16 protein-coding genes are annotated in these 15,485 nt (G+C 73.1%); 9 read left to right on the forward strand and 7 right to left on the reverse strand.

Annotation, left to right across the window (positions count from 1 at the left end):
- Positions 1–91: 91 nt before the first annotated feature.
- The 4 genes from ACFPM7_RS20880 to ACFPM7_RS20895 all read left to right on the forward strand — a co-directional run bounded on the left by ACFPM7_RS20880 (position 92) and on the right by ACFPM7_RS20895 (position 5,446).
- Positions 92–1,771, forward strand: a complete 1,680-nt coding sequence (locus ACFPM7_RS20880; RefSeq protein ID WP_378249358.1) for an ABC transporter family substrate-binding protein — start codon at positions 92–94, stop codon at positions 1,769–1,771.
- Positions 1,768–2,760 carry an ABC transporter permease gene (locus ACFPM7_RS20885; RefSeq protein WP_378249359.1) on the forward strand — a complete coding sequence of 331 codons (993 nt, stop codon included), beginning with the start codon at positions 1,768–1,770 and terminating at the stop codon, positions 2,758–2,760. The genes ACFPM7_RS20880 and ACFPM7_RS20885 overlap by 4 nt, the downstream gene beginning before the upstream one ends.
- Before the next feature lie 77 nt (positions 2,761–2,837).
- Positions 2,838–3,656 (forward strand): ABC transporter permease, encoded by an 819-nt coding sequence (locus ACFPM7_RS20890; RefSeq protein WP_378249360.1) that lies wholly within the window; start codon positions 2,838–2,840, stop codon positions 3,654–3,656.
- Positions 3,653–5,446 (forward strand): dipeptide ABC transporter ATP-binding protein, encoded by a 1,794-nt coding sequence (locus tag ACFPM7_RS20895; protein ID WP_378249361.1) that lies wholly within the window; start codon positions 3,653–3,655, stop codon positions 5,444–5,446. Before ACFPM7_RS20890 ends, ACFPM7_RS20895 begins: the two co-directional genes overlap by 4 nt.
- Here the strand turns inward: ACFPM7_RS20895 and ACFPM7_RS20900 are convergent.
- Both ACFPM7_RS20900 and ACFPM7_RS20905 read right to left on the reverse strand, forming a co-directional pair.
- A complete protein-coding gene (locus ACFPM7_RS20900) occupies positions 5,416–5,703 on the reverse strand; it encodes a hypothetical protein (RefSeq protein ID WP_378249362.1) in 288 nt (95 codons plus the stop codon). The genes ACFPM7_RS20895 and ACFPM7_RS20900 overlap by 31 nt on opposite strands.
- A 23-nt stretch (positions 5,704–5,726) precedes the next feature.
- Entirely contained in the window at positions 5,727–5,894 is a 168-nt protein-coding gene (locus tag ACFPM7_RS20905) for a hypothetical protein (RefSeq protein WP_378249363.1), read from the reverse strand.
- A gap of 102 nt (positions 5,895–5,996) precedes the next feature.
- Here ACFPM7_RS20905 and ACFPM7_RS20910 point away from each other — a divergent pair, with 102 nt between their 5' ends.
- Entirely contained in the window at positions 5,997–6,131 is a 135-nt protein-coding gene (locus tag ACFPM7_RS20910) for a hypothetical protein (RefSeq protein WP_378249364.1), read from the forward strand.
- An 82-nt stretch (positions 6,132–6,213) separates the two neighbouring features.
- Here the strand turns inward: ACFPM7_RS20910 and ACFPM7_RS20915 are convergent, their stop codons facing one another.
- From ACFPM7_RS20915 to ACFPM7_RS20930, 4 genes are read right to left on the reverse strand one after another with little or no spacing between them, the layout of a single operon-like run.
- Entirely contained in the window at positions 6,214–7,449 is a 1,236-nt protein-coding gene (locus ACFPM7_RS20915) for an ATP-grasp domain-containing protein (RefSeq protein WP_378249365.1), read from the reverse strand.
- The gene (locus tag ACFPM7_RS20920; RefSeq protein ID WP_378249366.1) at positions 7,446–8,663 is read right to left on the reverse strand and encodes an aminotransferase class V-fold PLP-dependent enzyme; all 1,218 of its coding nucleotides are present in this window, start codon (positions 8,661–8,663) and stop codon (positions 7,446–7,448) included. Before ACFPM7_RS20920 ends, ACFPM7_RS20915 begins: the two co-directional genes overlap by 4 nt.
- 4 nt (positions 8,664–8,667) lie before the next feature.
- On the reverse strand, positions 8,668–9,987 hold the full coding sequence (locus ACFPM7_RS20925) for a pyridoxal-phosphate dependent enzyme (protein WP_378249367.1): 1,320 nt from the start codon (positions 9,985–9,987) through the stop codon (positions 8,668–8,670).
- Complete coding sequence (locus ACFPM7_RS20930) at positions 9,984–11,348, reverse strand: type III PLP-dependent enzyme domain-containing protein (RefSeq protein ID WP_378249368.1); 1,365 nt, start codon at positions 11,346–11,348, stop codon at positions 9,984–9,986. Before ACFPM7_RS20930 ends, ACFPM7_RS20925 begins: the two co-directional genes overlap by 4 nt.
- Positions 11,349–11,706: 358 nt before the next feature.
- Between ACFPM7_RS20930 and ACFPM7_RS20935 the strand changes: the two genes are divergently transcribed.
- Both ACFPM7_RS20935 and ACFPM7_RS20940 read left to right on the forward strand, forming a co-directional pair.
- Positions 11,707–12,078: a YciI family protein gene (locus ACFPM7_RS20935; protein WP_378249369.1), complete on the forward strand. Its 372-nt coding sequence runs from the start codon at positions 11,707–11,709 to the stop codon at positions 12,076–12,078.
- Positions 12,075–13,367: an RNA polymerase sigma factor gene (locus ACFPM7_RS20940; protein WP_378249370.1), complete on the forward strand. Its 1,293-nt coding sequence runs from the start codon at positions 12,075–12,077 to the stop codon at positions 13,365–13,367. Before ACFPM7_RS20935 ends, ACFPM7_RS20940 begins: the two co-directional genes overlap by 4 nt.
- Here the strand turns inward: ACFPM7_RS20940 and ACFPM7_RS20945 are convergent.
- Complete coding sequence (locus tag ACFPM7_RS20945; RefSeq protein WP_378249449.1) at positions 13,290–14,492, reverse strand: PP2C family protein-serine/threonine phosphatase; 1,203 nt, start codon at positions 14,490–14,492, stop codon at positions 13,290–13,292. The two genes, ACFPM7_RS20940 and ACFPM7_RS20945, sit on opposite strands and share 78 nt — an antisense overlap.
- A 232-nt stretch (positions 14,493–14,724) precedes the next feature.
- On the opposite strand from ACFPM7_RS20945, the gene ACFPM7_RS20950 reads away from it, so the two are divergent.
- Together ACFPM7_RS20950 and ACFPM7_RS20955 are read left to right on the forward strand one after the other, a co-directional pair.
- Positions 14,725–15,015, forward strand: coding sequence for a cellulose binding domain-containing protein (locus tag ACFPM7_RS20950; RefSeq protein WP_378249371.1), 291 nt, complete (start codon positions 14,725–14,727; stop codon positions 15,013–15,015).
- Positions 15,016–15,080: 65 nt separating this feature from the next.
- Positions 15,081–15,476, forward strand: a complete 396-nt coding sequence (locus tag ACFPM7_RS20955) for a VOC family protein (protein ID WP_378249372.1) — start codon at positions 15,081–15,083, stop codon at positions 15,474–15,476.
- Positions 15,477–15,485: the final 9 nt, after the last annotated feature.

Here is a 15,485-nt window from a genome sequence, read left to right on the forward strand (position 1 = left end):
CCGCCCAGCTTATTGAACATGATTACCCCTTGCGTTACGGTCTGCCCGCAGCGGACACACTCAGCCCCTCCCGGGGCGGACAGGGGCACTCATGCGGTTGCGGGGCAAAGCATCGGCGCTGGTCGGCTTATCGCTTGTCACGGCGATGCTGTCCGGCTGCGGCGGGTCCGCGCCCGCGGGCAGGGACCCGGGACCCGACGCCGCGACCAGCGGACCGGACATCAACCCGAGGGACCGCGCGGACCTGCGCGAGGGCGGCGACCTGCGCGTGCCCATCGACGCGCTGCCGTCGAACTTCAACCCCAAGCAGGTCAACGGCGCCCGCGTGGTGAGCTACCAGTTGGCCGACGCGATCCTGCCCAGCGCCTTCCTCGACGGCGCCGACGGCGTCCCCACCGTGAACAAGGGCTTCTTCGACGACATCCAGCTGGTGTCGACGGACCCGCAGGTCGTGCGCTACACCATCGCCGCCGACGCGGTGTGGAGCAACGGACGGCCGCTGGACTGGACGGATCTGCGCGGCCACTGGGCGGCGCTCAACGGCGCGGACGCGGGCTTCGAGGTGAGCAACAGCGTCGGCTACCAGGACGTGGCGAAGGTCGAGCGCGGCGCGAGCGACAAGGAAGCCGTCCTGACCTTCAGCACGCCGTTCGCCGACTGGCCGGGCCTCTTCCGCCCGCTGGTGCCCGCCGAGGTGACCGCGACGCCGGAGGCGTTCAACAAGGCGTGGCTCACCGGTCCCCAGGTGACCTCCGGCCCCTTCGAGGTCGCCGACGTCGACACGACCGGCGGCGTGGTCACGCTGCGCCGCAACGAGTCCTGGTGGGGCGAGCGGCCCGCGCTCGACCGGGTCATCTTCCGGGTGCTCGCCCCGGCGGCGCGCGCCGACGAGCTGGCCAACGGCGGCATCGACCTGTACCCGATCGGCGGCGACATCGATCTGTTCACCCGGGCCTCGTCCATGTCCGGCGTGGAGATCCGGCGGGCCACGGAGCGGCGGGCAGGCCAGCTCACCTTCAACGGCGGGGAAGGCGCGCTGCTCTCCGACGAGAAGCTGCGCGTCGCGGTGGCGCAGGCCGTCAACCCGCAGGCGGTGACCGATGTCGTCGTCGGACCGATCTCGCCGGGGGCGAAGGCGGTTGGCAACCACATCGTGCCGCCGGACTACGCTGGCTACAAGGACAACTCCGGTGTCCTGCCGCACGATCCGGCCGCCGCGCGGGCCGCGCTCGACGCGCTCGGCTGGACGCTCGACGGCGACGTCCGGGCCAAGGACGGCAAGCGGCTGAGCCTGCGGTTCGTCGTGCAGGCCACGCCGACCGGGCGCACGGTCGCCGGCGTCATCACCGAGCAGCTGGCGGCCGTCGGGGTGGAAGCCAAGGTCGAGTCGGTGGCGGTCGAGCGGTTCCAGGACACCTACCTGCTGCCCGGCAACTTCGACCTCATCGCCTTCGAGTGGACCAAGTCGCCCTACCCGATCTCGCACGACCAGCCGGTGTTCCAGAAGCCGGTGGGCGACAGCGCGGGCAACAACTTCGGGCGCGTGCACATCCCCGGCATCGAGGAGCTGTACGAGCGGGCGAACGCCGAGTTCGACCAGGCCAAGCGGGACGCGCTCGCCGACGAGATCGACGTGCTGGCCTGGAAGCACGCCCACCACCTGCCGCTCTACCCCGAGTCGGGCGCGTACGCGGTGCGCTCCACTCTGGCCAACTACGGCGCGCGCGGCCTGGGCGCGTACGGCTTCGCCGCGGCCGGGTTCATGAAGTGACCACGGCCGGGCTCCGCCTGGTCGGCAGGCTGGCGGGCTGGTCCGGGCTCTGCCTCGCCGCGGTGCTGCTCACCTACACCCTGGCGTCGCTGAGCTTCGACCCGCTCGCCGACCTGCGCGCCACCCAACCGCCCACACCCCAGGCAGTGCTCGACGCGCGGGCAGCCGAACTGGGCCTGGACCAGCCGATCCCGCTGCGGTTCCTCGGCTGGCTGTCGGGTGTGGTGTCGGGGGACTTCGGGGTGACCGCCGACGGGCACGCGATCGCCGCGCAGGTGTGGGAGCGCGCGGGCACCAGCCTGCGGCTGTTCCTGCCGGGCAGCGTCTTGGCCGTGGTCCTGGGGATCGCGCTCGGCATCTGGGGCGCGCTGCGCGCCCGCGGCGCGGCGGACCGCCTGTCGATGGCCGCCGCGCTGGTGCTGCTGGCGATCCCGGTGTTCGTGCTCGGCACGCTGCTGAAGATCCTGTGGCTGCCGGTCAACCAGGCCGCCGGGACAGACCTGCTGCCCTTCAGCGGCGAGACGACCCCGGGCGCGGACCTGAGCGGCTGGGCCGAGGCGGGCGACCGCCTGCGGCATCTGGTGCTGCCGACGATCGCCATCGCCCTGCCGCAGATCGCGTTCTACAGCCGCTACCAGCGCGCGGCGATGCTGGAGGTCCTGCACAGCGAGTTCCTGCGCGCGGCCCGCTCCCGCGGGCTGACCTGGGGGCGGGCCATCCGCGGCCACGGCCTGCGGATGGCGCTGATCCCGATGACGGCGCTGGTGGCGTTCAGCTTCGGACTGCACATGGCGGGCGGGGTGTTCACCGAGCGCATCTTCGGGTGGCACGGGCTCGGCGACTGGATGATGTCGGCGGTGGAGCGGCAGGACGCGATGGTGGTGGCGACGGCGACGCTGTTGATGGCGGTGCTGGTGGTGGTAGTCGGGTGGCTGGCCGACGTGGCGCTGGTGGCGCTGGACCCGAGGACCCGGGGCGAGCGCCGATGAGCGGGCGCGGGGTCGCCGAGCGCGGTCGGCGTGGGAGCTGGGGGCTCGGATCGGGCGACGGGCACGCGGAGGCGGTCGTGAAGCGGGGAGCGGTGCTGCGGCGACCGGGTGTCCTGGCCGGAGGCGGGTCGCTGGTGCTCCTCGGACTGGCGGCGGTGCTGGGGCCGCTGGTGGTGCCGTACGGGCACGCCGAGCAGGACCTGCTGGCGGTGCTGTCGCCGCCGTCGGCGAGTCATCCACTGGGGACGGCGCGCCTGGGCGAGGACGTGCTGGCGCAGTGCCTGCGCGGATTGCAGAAGTCGCTGGTGATCGGCCTGTTGGCGGCGGTGCTCACGACGGTGGTGTCGGCGGTCGTCGGGACGCTCGCCGGCTATCTCGGCGGCATGGCCGACCGGGTGCTGATGGGCGTGGTGGACGTGTTGTTGGTGCTGCCGCCGATCCTGGTGGTCGCCGTGGTGTCGCCCGCGCTGCGCGAGCAGTCGTGGCTGGTGCTGGTGCTGCTGATCGCCGGGTTCCAGTGGATGCTCACGGCGCGGGTGGTGCGGGCGCGGGCGCGCAGCCTGCGGGCGTCGGGGTACGTGGTGGCCGCCGAGGACATGGGCGCGTCGGTGGGGCGGGTCGTCACGCGGCACCTGATGCCGCAGATGGCGCCGCTGCTGGTCATCGACTGCACGATGAACGTGGCCACGGCCGTGCTGGCCGAGGCCGGGCTGAGCTACTTCGGTTTCGGTGTGCAGCCGCCGGATGTCTCCCTCGGCACGCTCGTCGCCGCGGGCAGCGGGTCGGCGCTGACGTTTCCCTGGGTCTTCCTCGCCCCGGTCGGGTTCCTCGCGGTGACGGTCATCGCCGCCGGGATGCTCGGCGAGGGCCTGCGCGATGACGAGGTGCCGCGATGAACCGCCTGCTGGAGATCCGCGACCTGCGCGTCGTCTACCGCCACCGCGGCGCGGAGGTGACGGCGGTGCGGGGGCTGAGCCTGGACCTCGACCGGGGCGAGTCCCTGGCGCTGGTGGGCGAGTCGGGATCGGGCAAGTCCGCGACGGCGCTCGCGGTGCTGGGGCTGCTGCCCGCCACCGCGGGGGTGCGGGGCTCGGTGCGGCTGGATGGGCGGGAACTGGTCGGCATGTCCGACCGCGACCTGTCGGCCGTGCGCGGGGCGCGGATCGGGTTCGTGCACCAGGACCCGCTGGGGGCGCTGACGCCGGTGATCCCGGTCGGCGCGCAGATCGCCGAGGCGGTGGCGGTCCACCGGCCGGGGATCGGGCGGCGGGCGGCGACCGCGCGGGCGGTCGCGCTGCTGGATTCGGTGGGCATCGCGGCGAAGCGGGCGGGGGCGCTGCCGCACGAGTTCTCCGGGGGCATGCGCCAGCGGGTGGCGATCGCCGCGGCGATCGCCTGCGACCCGGACCTGATCATCGCCGACGAGCCGACCAGCGCCCTGGACGTCACCGTCCAGGCGCAGATCCTCGACCTGCTCGACGACGTCCGCGCGCGCACCGGGGCCGCTCTGCTGCTCATCACCCACGACCTCGGCGTCGTGGCCCGCTCCTGCGACCGCGTCGCCGTGCTGCACCGGGGCGAGATGGTGGAGGAGGGGCCGGTGGGCCCGCTGTTCGCCAGCCCTGGCAGCGACCGGCTTCGGGAGCTGGTGTCCGCGGTGGACCTCCCGGTGCGACCTGACGCGCCCGCTGGGGAGACCGTGCTGCGGATCACCGGTCTGCGCAGGCACTTCCGCCAGGGCCGCGCCACCGTCCGCGCCGTCGACGGCGTCGACCTGGACCTGGCGGCGGGGCAGGCGCTGGCGCTGCTCGGCGAGTCCGGCTGCGGCAAGACCACCGTGCTGCGCCAGGTCATCGGTCTCCGCGCGCCCCAGTCCGGCTCCGTGGAGCTGTTCGGCCGCGACCTCTCCGCGCTGCGCCGCCGCGACCGGGCCGACCTGCGCGCCCGCGTGCAGGTGGTCACCCAGGACCCGACGTCCTCGCTCAACCCGGTGATGGACGTCGCCGACCTGATCGCCGAGCCGCTGCGCATCCAGGGCCGAGGCCGTGCCGAGAGCCGATCCCGCGCCCGCGAGCTGGTCGAGCTGGTCGGCCTCCCCGCCGACTGCGCCGCCCGCCGCCCCGGTCAGCTCTCCGGCGGCCAGCGGCAGCGGGTCGCCATCGCCAGGGCGCTGGCCCCCGGACCGCGCCTGGTCCTGCTGGACGAGCCGGTCTCCGCGCTCGACATGTCGCTGCGCGCCGGGATCATGGACCTGCTGACCGACCTGCGCCACCGGCTCGGCCTGGCGTTCCTGGTCGTCTCCCACGACCTGCCCCTCACCCGCCGCTCGGTGGAGCGCGTCGCGGTGATGTACTCGGGGAAGGTGGTGGAAGCGGGTCCCGTCGCCGATGTCCTGGACACCCCGTCGCACCCCTACACCCGGGCCCTGGTCGCCGCGACGCCGACGCTGTCCCCCTCGGCCCGCCCCGTGCCCCTCGTCGGGGAACCACCGGACCCGCTGACCCGCGAGCGCGGCTGCGCGTTCCGCCCGCGCTGCCCGATCCACCCCGTTCTGTCCGCTGTGGACCGCGCGGTGTGCGCCGAGGTGGCCCCGCGCCCGCAACCGCTGGCGGGCAAGCGGGTCGCCTGCCACCACGCCCGCGCCGCCGGGGCGGCTCAGCCCAGCGCTGTCCCGGTGATGCGGTAGTCGGCGGCGATCTTGGCGACCGCGGCGGTGCTGTCGCCGCGGAAGCGGAAGCGCCCGCCGACGTGCTCGGAGTAGGCCTCCGCCGCGGGCAGCACCGCGCCCGCGGGCGGCGCGGGCTCGCCCAGCGCCGTCGTGAACCCGAAGTGGTTGAGGTCGAACCCGTGCAGCTCCCGCCACAGGATCGGGCTCTCGGCCCCGCCCGCGCGGGCGCCGACCTCCAGGGAACCGCAACCGGTCCCCCATGACGAACAGCTCAAGGTGGACACGGTCGGCTGCTCGGTCAGCGCCCGCAGCACGTCCGCGGCGAAGGCTCCGGCCCGTCGACGTGGTGGACGTCGCCCTCGCTGAACGCCTGGACGACGGCGTTGTCCACATCCGCCACGTCCTCGGGACCGGCGAGCACCGACACGCCCGCGCTGGAACTGCCGATCCGGGGTTCGACCACCACCGGCCAGCCGGCTTGTCCCGGAACGGGATGGTCTCGGCCCCTGTCGGCCCCGGGCAGCCCCACTCGGCCCGCAGCGCGGCGGCGGCCGGCAGGTCGTCCTCCTTGAGCGCGACGATCCGCGACGGCGGTCCGTGCCGCGCGGCCGAGACCGCCGCGAGGTCGTCGGTCGCGGGCACGACGACGACCTCGCGGGCGGCGGCGGGCAGTGACTCGGCGCCGACGTCCGTGCTGACGTAGGTCACCGCGTGCGCCGAGTGGTCGACGTAGCGGGAGTACTCGGCCTACGGGGCTCGCCAGCGGTGCAGGACGACGACGTGGGTCACGGGCGCACCCGGTAGAAGCCCAGCCCGTCGAGGTAGTTGACCGCGCGGAAGTCGTCGGCGACGACCTGGGCGACCGGGTGGGCGAGGCCGATCATCAGCGGTTCGGTCGAGTCGTCCACCGTGCGCGGCAGGCGCTCGCCCGGCTGCACGCCGATGTGCTCCTTGTGGAAGCTCGGCAGCGCGCGCACCTGCTCCAGCAGCGGGTAGTCCTCCAGCACGCCCTCCACCGGCGAGGTCAGGTACGCCATGACGACGTGCTGCTCCACCTGGTGCGGCATCCGGTAGCGCTCGGCGAACCGGTCGGGGCGCAGGTAGGCGTCCACCGTCCACTCCAGCTGCGACTCGCCGCCCGCCAGGGTCGCGTAGTACGCGGCTCCGCCGCCGCAGAGGCGGGCTCCCGTCTCGACCATGCGCGGGCCCTGCGCGGTCACCATGATCTCCAGGTGGGCGGGTCCGTGCGCGATGGCGAGCGCGTCGAGCACCTCGTAGGCGTAGGAGACCACGTCGGGAACGGCGTCGACCGGGGTGGAGAACACCCCCGCGTGGCGGTCGACGACCCCGTTGACGGTCATCTTGGCGTACTGCCAGATGTCGGTGACCCGGTGTCGGCCCATCGAGCTGACGGTGTTGACCGCGTACTCGGTGCCCACCAGGTACTCCTGGGCCACCACGCCCTCGTTGCGCTCGGCGAAGAGGTTGAGGCTGCCGAGGATCTCCCGGTAGGCGCGGACCGACTCCTCCGGGGTGGCGCAGAAGGTGACCCCGTTGTTGCCCGCCGCGCGCAGCGGCTTGACCACCACCCGGCCGCCGATCTCGGCGTGCCAGGCACGCAGCTTGTCCTCGTCGGTCACCAGGAGCTGCCGGGCGGCGGGCACCCCGGCGGCGCGCAGCGCCTCGTTCTGCAGGAACTTGTCGCGCCGCGCGGGGCTCAGCGGGGTGCCGTTGGTCGGCAGGCCGAGTGACTCGCTGAGCTGGTCGGCGAGTTCGACCCCGGTCTCGCTGGCGGTGATGACCAGGGCGGGCGCGTGCGCCGCCACGGCGTCGCGCGTGGTGGCCAGGTCGCTGTGGAGGATGTTGTCGGCGAACAGGCCCAGGTCCGGATGGGTGCGGTAGATCGGGGGCACCTGCGCCGCGCTCTGCACCCGGACGACGCGCACACCGTCGTCCAGGAAGGCCTGGGCCAGCGCCAGCGACGACGGGTACACGTCGACCATCGCGATCGTCCTGCTCAACTTGCCATCCCTTCGCAGCGGGCGACGACCGCGAGGAGCCGGTCGACCTCCTCGGGTGTGTTGTAGACGTGCACGCTCGCCCGGACCGCGCGGTCATCGGCGCCGCGCCCGGCCTGGCAGTGGCTGTCGGCGCGCACCATGATCCCCTCGTCGGCGAGCACGAAGCCAAGATCGTCGGAGCGGACGTGCTCGTGGCGGAAGGTGACGATGCCCTCCCTGCGCTGCACGGTCGAGCCCGCGGCGAGGCTGTCCTGGCAGCCGAGGACGCGCACTCCGCGCAGCGCGCTGAGCCCGTCGGAGAGCCGCACGCACAGCGCGGTCGTCCACTCGCGGATCCGCTCAAGGCCCGCGCGGTCGAGCCAGTCCAGCGCGGCGACCAGGCTGACCACGCCCGCGGTGTTCGGGGTGCCCGCCCAGCCGCGCGGGGCCAGCCGTGGCCCTCTGCGGTTGCGCGCCCACACCGCGCCGACCCCGGGCAGCGCCAGCGCCTTGTGCCCGGAGAAGACGACGAAGTCGACGTCCAGCTCGGCCACCGACACCGGCCGGTGTCCGACGCTCTGCGCGGCGTCGAGGCAGATCGGCACGTGTGGGCCGACGGCCTCGCGCAGGCGGTGCACGTTCATGTCCGCGCCGAACACGTGGTGCACGTGCGTCGCGGCGACGAACCGCGTCCGCTCGGTCACCAGCGAGGGCAGCGCGCGGTGGTCGTAGTCGCCGGAGGCGGGGTCCACCGGCATCGCGACCACCTCGACGCGCGTCCCGCGTCGGGCCAGCGCGTCGCGGACGTCCAGCCAGGACAGCAGGTTGGCCTTGTGGTCGCCGAACGGGACGATGATCTCGTCGCCGTCGGCGAGCTGGTCGGCGAGCCAGTCCTCGGCGACCATCCGCAGGCCGTGGCTGGCCCCGGAGACGAACTCGACCGACGAGTCGTCCCCGACATCGCCGAGGGCGGCCTTCACCCGCTCGCGGGCCGACTCCACCCGCGCGGTCGCCGCCGTCGCCCACGGGTAGGAGCCGCGGCCGACGTTGGCGTTGCCGCTGGTGAGGAACGCGCTGACGGCGTCGAGCACGGCGGCGGGCTTCTGCGCCGTCGCCGCGCTGTCCAGGTAGGCCAGGCCCGGGTTGGCCGCGATGATCGGGAACTCGGCCCTGAGGTCGCGCTGCCACCCGGCGAGGCGTTCCAGCGCGTCGGTGCCGGTCATGGTGATCGCCACCGCGTCACTCCCTGACCAGCGGGGCGCCGGCGTCGCGCCAGGCGACCACCCCGCCGCGCAGGCTGCGGACCTCGCGGTGGCCCATCTTGGCCAGCAGCGCGGTGTAGCGGGCGGACTTCTCCCCCACCGGGCAGACCAGCAGCACCGGCTTGCCCGGCCCGAACGGCAGCCCGCCGCGCACCAGTTCGTCGAACAGCTCGTCCACGACGTTGATCGAGCCGCCGATGTGCGAGGCGGAGTAGGCGAAGGGGCCGCGCAGGTCGACCACCAGTGGCGCGGCGGTGTCGATCCACGCGCGCGCCTCGGCCACGTCGACCGACGCCGCCGCGGCGATCTCGGTGTCGGTGAGGGCGTCCACCGAGTTGGCCCGGGGCGGCTGCCTGAGCAGCTCGGGCCTGCGCTCGCGGACGTAGCTCATGTAGCTCTCGACGCGATCGCACACGATGAACACCGCCGTGCGGCGCTCGGTCAGCCGCTCGTCGATGGTCTTGAGGTGGCGCACCGCGCCGTAGTAGGCGGCTCCGCCGGTGGGGCCGCCGAGCATGCCGCAGCGGCGGTTGAGGGTGAGCATCCCGTCGATGGCCTCCTGCGCGGTGACCGCCTCGATGGTGTCGTAGTTGGCCGGGTCGAAGAGGCCGACCTCGTTGACCTCATCGATGTTGCGGATGCCGGGGATGAAGTCGGACTTGGTCGCGACCAGCCCCACCACCGAGACGTCCGGGTTGTGCTCGCGCAGCACGCCCGCCACGCCGGTGGAGGACCCTGCGGTGCCGACGCAGGCGATGAAGATGTCCGGGCCGCGGCCGTCGAGGTCCTTGATGATCTCCGGCGCGGTGCCGCCCCGGTGGGCCTCCAGGTTGCGGGGGTTGAAGTACTGGTCGGTGTGCAGGTAGCCGCTGCCCTCCTCGGACAGCATCCGGTACATGCGGGTGAGCGGGTCCTCGGTGTCGGTCGGGTCGAGGCACTCGGTCTGGCCGGGCAGTTCCTCGATCTGCGCGCCGAGCAGCAGGAGCAGGTCCTTGATCTCGGGGACCTTCATGCGGTTGGTCACGCTCTTGAACGGCAGGCCGTGCATCGCGGCGATGACGGCCAGCGCCTTGGCGGTGTTGCCGCTGGACAGCTCCACGATCGAATCGCCCCGTTCGACGGCGTCGGCCAGACCGGCGCGCGCCATGTTCCAGGCCGGGCGGTCTTTGACGGAACCGAACGGGTTGAGCATCTCCAGCTTGGCGTAGAGATCAATGTTGCGCAGCCCGTGCACCTCGGCCGGGATTCGCACCAGCGGCGTGTCGCCGATGGTGTCGAGAATGCTTTCGTACCTCATGCTTCAGTGCCTTTCGTGGGCCAGTACAGATCGTCGAGGCACCATTTCCACGTATTGCCGGAGCGGAATACGGCCACTTTCCGGGCAGTGGGTTGCATCAGCGCGCTGCCCGCGGCGAAGTCCATGAAGTAGCCTGCGGTGTTGGCGAAGGCGAGCAGGTCGCCGGGGGCGGGCTCGTGCGGCAGCACCACCTGCCTGCGCGTGATCAGGTCGTCCTCCAGGCACAGGTTGCCGGAGAGGTAGACGCCGGTCGGGCCGCCCGTCGGGGGGCGCGCGCTCAGCAGGATCGGGTCCATCAGGACCGCGTGGTCCTCGGCGCTGATGTCGCGGGAGTTCGCCGCGAGCCGGACCAGGGTGTCGCCGGAGTGCGTGGTCCTGACCTCCTCGACCCTGGCGAGGGTGAGGCCGCACTGGTCGAGCAGGGCGCGGCCGGGTTCGACGTGCAGGTCGTAGAGGTTCTCCAGCAGCAGCGTCGCCAGCGGCCTGCGCAGCGACGGCGCTTCCCGGCGCAGCAGCGCGTCGAGGTAGCGGGCGCCCGCGACCGGGCGGTGCGCCGGGTAGACGCCGAGGGCGCCGCGCAGGGTGCCCGCCTCGGCGCGCAGTCCGTAGCCGTGGTTCTGCCAGGTCATCGGCGGCCGCGAGCCGAGCACCGCGGCGCTCAGCTCGCTGGTGTAACGCTCCCATTCGCCTTGGTCGGCCAGGTAGTTGACGCCGTAGCCGCCGCCGATGTCGACCGCGGTCGGGGAGAATCCCCGGCCGACGGCCTCGCGCATGGCGAGCAGGCAGCCCTCCAGGGCGAGCGCCTTCTCGGCCAGGCCGTTGGTGTCGAGGTGGTAGGCGACACCCAGCAGGCTCAGCTCGGCCTTGTGCCGGTCGAGCAGGTCGAAGACGCCGGGCAGCTCGCGGGCGTGCACGCCGAAGCGGCTCGGCCTGCTCAGCACGGTGACCCCGGGTGAGTCGAACGCCGAGAGGCGCACCATGACCCGGACCGCGGGCAGGCCGTGCCTGGCCACGATGGCGGCCAGCGCGGCCAGCTCCTCGGGTGAGTCGGCGTTGACCACCGCGCCCACCCTGGCGGCCAGCCACAGGAACTCGGTGTCCTTCGGGCCGGTCGCCATCACCCGGCTCCCGGAGAACCCCGCCGCGAGCGCGTGCCGCAGCTCCCCCAGGGAGGCGACGTCGATGCCGGCCCGGCCTGCGGCCAGTTCCCGGACCAGCGCGCTCGACCTGTTGGCCTTGTGCGCGAAATAGACCTCGCCGCTCAGGTGGTGCTCGCGAAAGGCGGTGAAGTATTCACCGACATTCTCGGCGATCTTCTCCGGCACGACGAGGTTGAGCGGCGACCCCACCGCGGCAACCATGTCGAACAACGCATCCGGAGCGTCGATCACATCCTTGAGCAGGCCACTGACAAGCGGCCGCAGCAAAAGAGCGCCACTCACTGTTCCCCCTAATTCCCAAGCTCGGCGACCGTGCGCGAATCTAGCACGAGCACCGCCCGGGCAAAGCGGTAATTCAGGAGTTGCTCCAAATGCCGCAGAGCCTGCGCCGATCGCCGCGATTCACATACAAATAGAGAAACATTGGCACATGACCATACATTCCTTTGTCCACTGCTCCCCACCGGAATCATGAATCCGATTCGCCCGGGTCGACAGACCCCGCCCCCGGGTCGCTGCGGCACAATCGACCCTCCACGGCGGACCGCGAGGAGGGCCCGTGAAGTACCTGATGCTGATCTACGGCAACGACGAGGTGTGGAACAGCGCCGACGCCGACGCCTTCGCCAAGCTGGTGTCCGAAGTGGACGCCTTCACCGCGGGCCTGCGCGACTCCGGCGAACTGGTGGACGCCCAGGGGCTGGTCGACCGGCCGAAGGCGGTGCGGGTCGTCGGCGGCGCGCCGGTCGTCACCGACGGGCCGTACCTGGAGGCCAAGGAGTACGTGGGGTCGTACTTCATGGTCGATGTCGACAGCGAGGAGCGCGCGATGGAGATCGCCGCGGCCTACCCGGCGCTGCGCCACAGCCGGGGGCTCGGCGGCGGGCTGGAGGTGTGGCCGTTGATGCGCGAGGGGGACGAGGCGGTGTGACTGGCATCGACGGGCTGCTGCGCACGCTCACCCCCCAGGTGCTGGGCATCCTGGTGCGGCGCAACGGCGACTTCGGACGCTGCGAGGACGCCGTGCAGGAGGCGCTGGCCGACGCGGCGCGGGCGTGGCCGCACGAGCTGCCCGAGCAGCCGCTCGGCTGGCTGACCACCGTCGCCCAGCGCCGCTACATCGACCAACTGCGCTCCGACGCCGCCCGCGAGCGCCGCGAGCGCGCCCTGGCCGACGCCGCGCCCCGCGACGCCCTGCTCGCCCCGCCGCCGGACGCCGAGCCGGTCCGCGACGACCTGCTGGAGCTGCTGTTCCTGTGCTGCCACCCGGCACTGCCGCCATCGGCGCAGCTGGCGCTGACGCTGCGGGCCGTCGCCGGTCTGAGCACCGCCGAGATCGCCGCGGCGTTCCTGGTGCCGGAGAAGACGATGGGCCAGCGGATCTCCCGGGCCAAGCAGCGCCTGCGCGACGTCGGCGCCCGCTTCGAGCTGCCCCCCGACCCGCCGGTCGCGGTCGTGCTGCACGTGCTGTACCTGCTGTTCAACGAGGGCTACAGCGCCAGCGCGGGCGAGGACCTGCGCCGCACCGACCTCACCGCCGAGGCCGTCCGCCTGACCAGGGAGCTGCACAGCAGGCTGCCCGGCTCCGGGGAGGCCGCCGGGCTGCTCGCTCTCATGCTCCTCACCGAGGCCCGCGGCGCCGCCCGGGTCGACCGGGACGGCGCACTGGTCCCGCTGCCCGAGCAGGACCGCTCGCTGTGGGACGGGGCCGCGATCGCCGAGGCGACGGCGCTGGTGACCGACAGCCTGGCCACCCACCCCGTCGGCCCGTACCAGGTGCAGGCGGCCATCGCGGCCGTGCACGCCGAGGCCGCCTCCGCCGAGGAGACGGACTGGCCGCAGATCCTGGCCCTCTACGACGTGCTGGAGCGCCTCGCCCCCAGCGCGGTCACCGCGCTCAACCGCGCCGTCGCGCTCGGCGAGGTCCACGGCCCGCGCGCGGGCCTGGCCGCCCTGGCCGAACTGGAGGACGGAGTCCTGGCCCGCCACCACCGCCTGCATGCCGTCCGCGCTCACCTGCTGGAGCGCGCGGGGGAGCACGCCGCGGCCTCGGCCGCCTTCCGCGAGGCCGCCCGCCTGGCGGGCAGCGTCCCGGAACAGCGGTTCCTGGCGATGCGCGCGGCCCGCGGCGGCGACCGCGGGTCAGACCCGGCGCACCACCAGCAGCGCCACATCATCGCCCGCGGGCCTGGGCCCGAGCATGCCCGCCATCACCCGTGAGCACACCATCTCGGCCCGCTCCGCCCGCACCAGTCCGGCAAGCCGCTCCAGGCCCTCGTCGATCACCGCGTCGCGGCGCTCGACCAACCCGTCGGTGTAGAAGGCCACGACCGACTCCGGAGTCAGCTCCATCCTGGTCACCTGCCGGGGAATCGGGCTCTCCCTCGGCCCGATCGGCGGGTCGACGGGCAGGAACCGGATCCTGCCGCGCCCGCCGTCGGCCACCACCGGCGGCAGGTGGCCCGCCAGCGACACGTCGATCCAGTCCCGACCAGGACCCACCACTGCGTAGCTGACGGTGGCCATGGTCCCGGTCTCGAAGTGGCCAGCCTTGTGGTCCAGCTTCGCGAGCACCTCGGCCGGGTCGTCGTAGTCCAGGGCGTAGGCGCGCAGAGCGCTGCGCAGGCGGCCCATCACCACGGCCGCGCCGAGGCCGCGGCCGGTCACGTCGCCGATCACCACGCCCAAGCGGTCGCCGGGCAGGGAGAACACGTCGTACCAGTCGCCGCCGACGCCGGTCAGGGAGTCGGGGACGTAGCGGCTGGCCAGTTCCACGCCGGGGACCGAGGGGAGCCGGGCGGGCAGCAGGCTGCGCTGCAGGGCCTCGGCGGCCGAGCGCTCGGCCGCGAGCAGCTCCATGCGCACCGCGAGGGCGAGCCGGTCCGCGGCGACCTTCAGCAGGCGGATGTCATCGTCGGTGAAGTCCCGCGCGCCGACCGAGCCGATGTGCAGCACGCCGACGAGGTGGCCGCGGGCGAGCATCGGGACGCCGAGCAGGGTGCTCAGGCCGCGCTCCCACAGCAGCGGGTTCACCACGGTCGTGGCGTCGACGGCGGAGAGGACGACGGGCTCGCGCAGTGCCGCGATCCGGCCCGCGAATCCCGCGCCCACGCTGACCCGCACGCCCTGCACGACCTCTTCCTCCAGGCCCGCCGCCGCCGTGGCGATGAGCGTGCCGCTGGCGGGCTCGTGGAGCAGGACGGTGGTCGTGTCGGCCTCGAAGAGGGCGCGCAGCCGCCCCACGGCCGTGCGGAGCACGGAGTCGAGGTCCATGTGGCCGAGCGCTGATTCCGAGAGGGCCTCCAGTACGCGGAGGCGGTCATCGGCGCTCGGGACGGTCACCAGCGAAGCCTAGCGAACCGACCCCGGCCACTCGCTCGACTCCAACCGTCAGCTGCGGTTGAGCACGTTAACCGAGGCCTCCGCTCTCTCGGCCCTGGCCTATCGACGCTGCGAATGTTAACGATAACACTCCATGATTGGCGCCGACACGGCGACGGGAGCGTGCGATGAGGGTGTTCCGGGCCGCGGCGGGGGCGGTGGTCGGGGTGACGATGCCGACGCGACGAGGTACACGGTGAACCTGGTCGCCAGGGACAATGCGGGCCGGGTGGGCTGGTCCTCGCCGCCGCTGAGCTTCACCACCGGCACGCCCACGGCATCCTCGTGCGCGGTGACCTACCGGGAGACGGCGAACTGGGGCAACGGCTTCGTCGCCGAACTGGAGATCGCCAACACCGGGACCGCGCCGGTGAGCACCTGGAGCCTGGCCTACACGTGGCCGACCGGCCGTCAGCAGGTCGGCAGCGGCTGGAACGCGACCCCGCTCGCCTACCGCCTCAACGGGGTCCCCTGCACCACCCGCTGACCCCGATGCCCTGCGCCGCAAGCGATTGCGGCGCAGGGCACCCGTGGCGGGATTACCGTCGGATGATGACCCAGCCGAGGCTGCGCGCCACGTCCATGTCGTTGTCGGCCCCCGACCCCCGCGCCCTGGCGGCCTTCTACAGCACGCTCCTGGGCGCGGAGATCACCGCTTCGGAGCCACCCTCCGCGGGCGCGCCGCCGGAGGACGGCTGGGCCCAGCTGCGCCTGCCGGAGGGCCTGACGCTGAACTTCGAGTACGAGCGCGGACACGTGCCGCCGGTCTGGCCGTCGGAACCCGGCTCCCAGCAGACACAGGCGCACCTGGACGTCCAGGTCGACGATCTGGCGGGCGCGGTGGCGTGGGCAGAAGGGGTGGGCGCGAGGCTGGCCGAGCACCAGCCCCAGGACGACGTCCGGGTCATGCTCGACCCCGCGGGCCACCCCTTCTGCCTGTTCACCTGACCTGCCCGC

It is taken from the genome of Actinokineospora guangxiensis (genome assembly GCF_042657845.1).
Lineage (GTDB): Bacteria > Actinomycetota > Actinomycetes > Mycobacteriales > Pseudonocardiaceae > Actinokineospora > Actinokineospora guangxiensis.

What these genes read in the sequence shown, in the direction of transcription:
- ACFPM7_RS20925 (WP_378249367.1), bottom strand. Translation starts at nt 9,987, where the DNA reads ATGAGGTACGAAAGCATTCTCGACACCATCGGCGACACGCCGCTGGTG.
- ACFPM7_RS20895 (WP_378249361.1), top strand. Translation starts at nt 3,653, where the DNA reads ATGAACCGCCTGCTGGAGATCCGCGACCTGCGCGTCGTCTACCGCCAC.
- ACFPM7_RS20955 (WP_378249372.1), top strand. Translation starts at nt 15,081, where the DNA reads ATGACCCAGCCGAGGCTGCGCGCCACGTCCATGTCGTTGTCGGCCCCC.
- ACFPM7_RS20880 (WP_378249358.1), top strand. Translation starts at nt 92, where the DNA reads ATGCGGTTGCGGGGCAAAGCATCGGCGCTGGTCGGCTTATCGCTTGTC.
- ACFPM7_RS20930 (WP_378249368.1), bottom strand. Translation starts at nt 11,348, where the DNA reads ATGGTTGCCGCGGTGGGGTCGCCGCTCAACCTCGTCGTGCCGGAGAAG.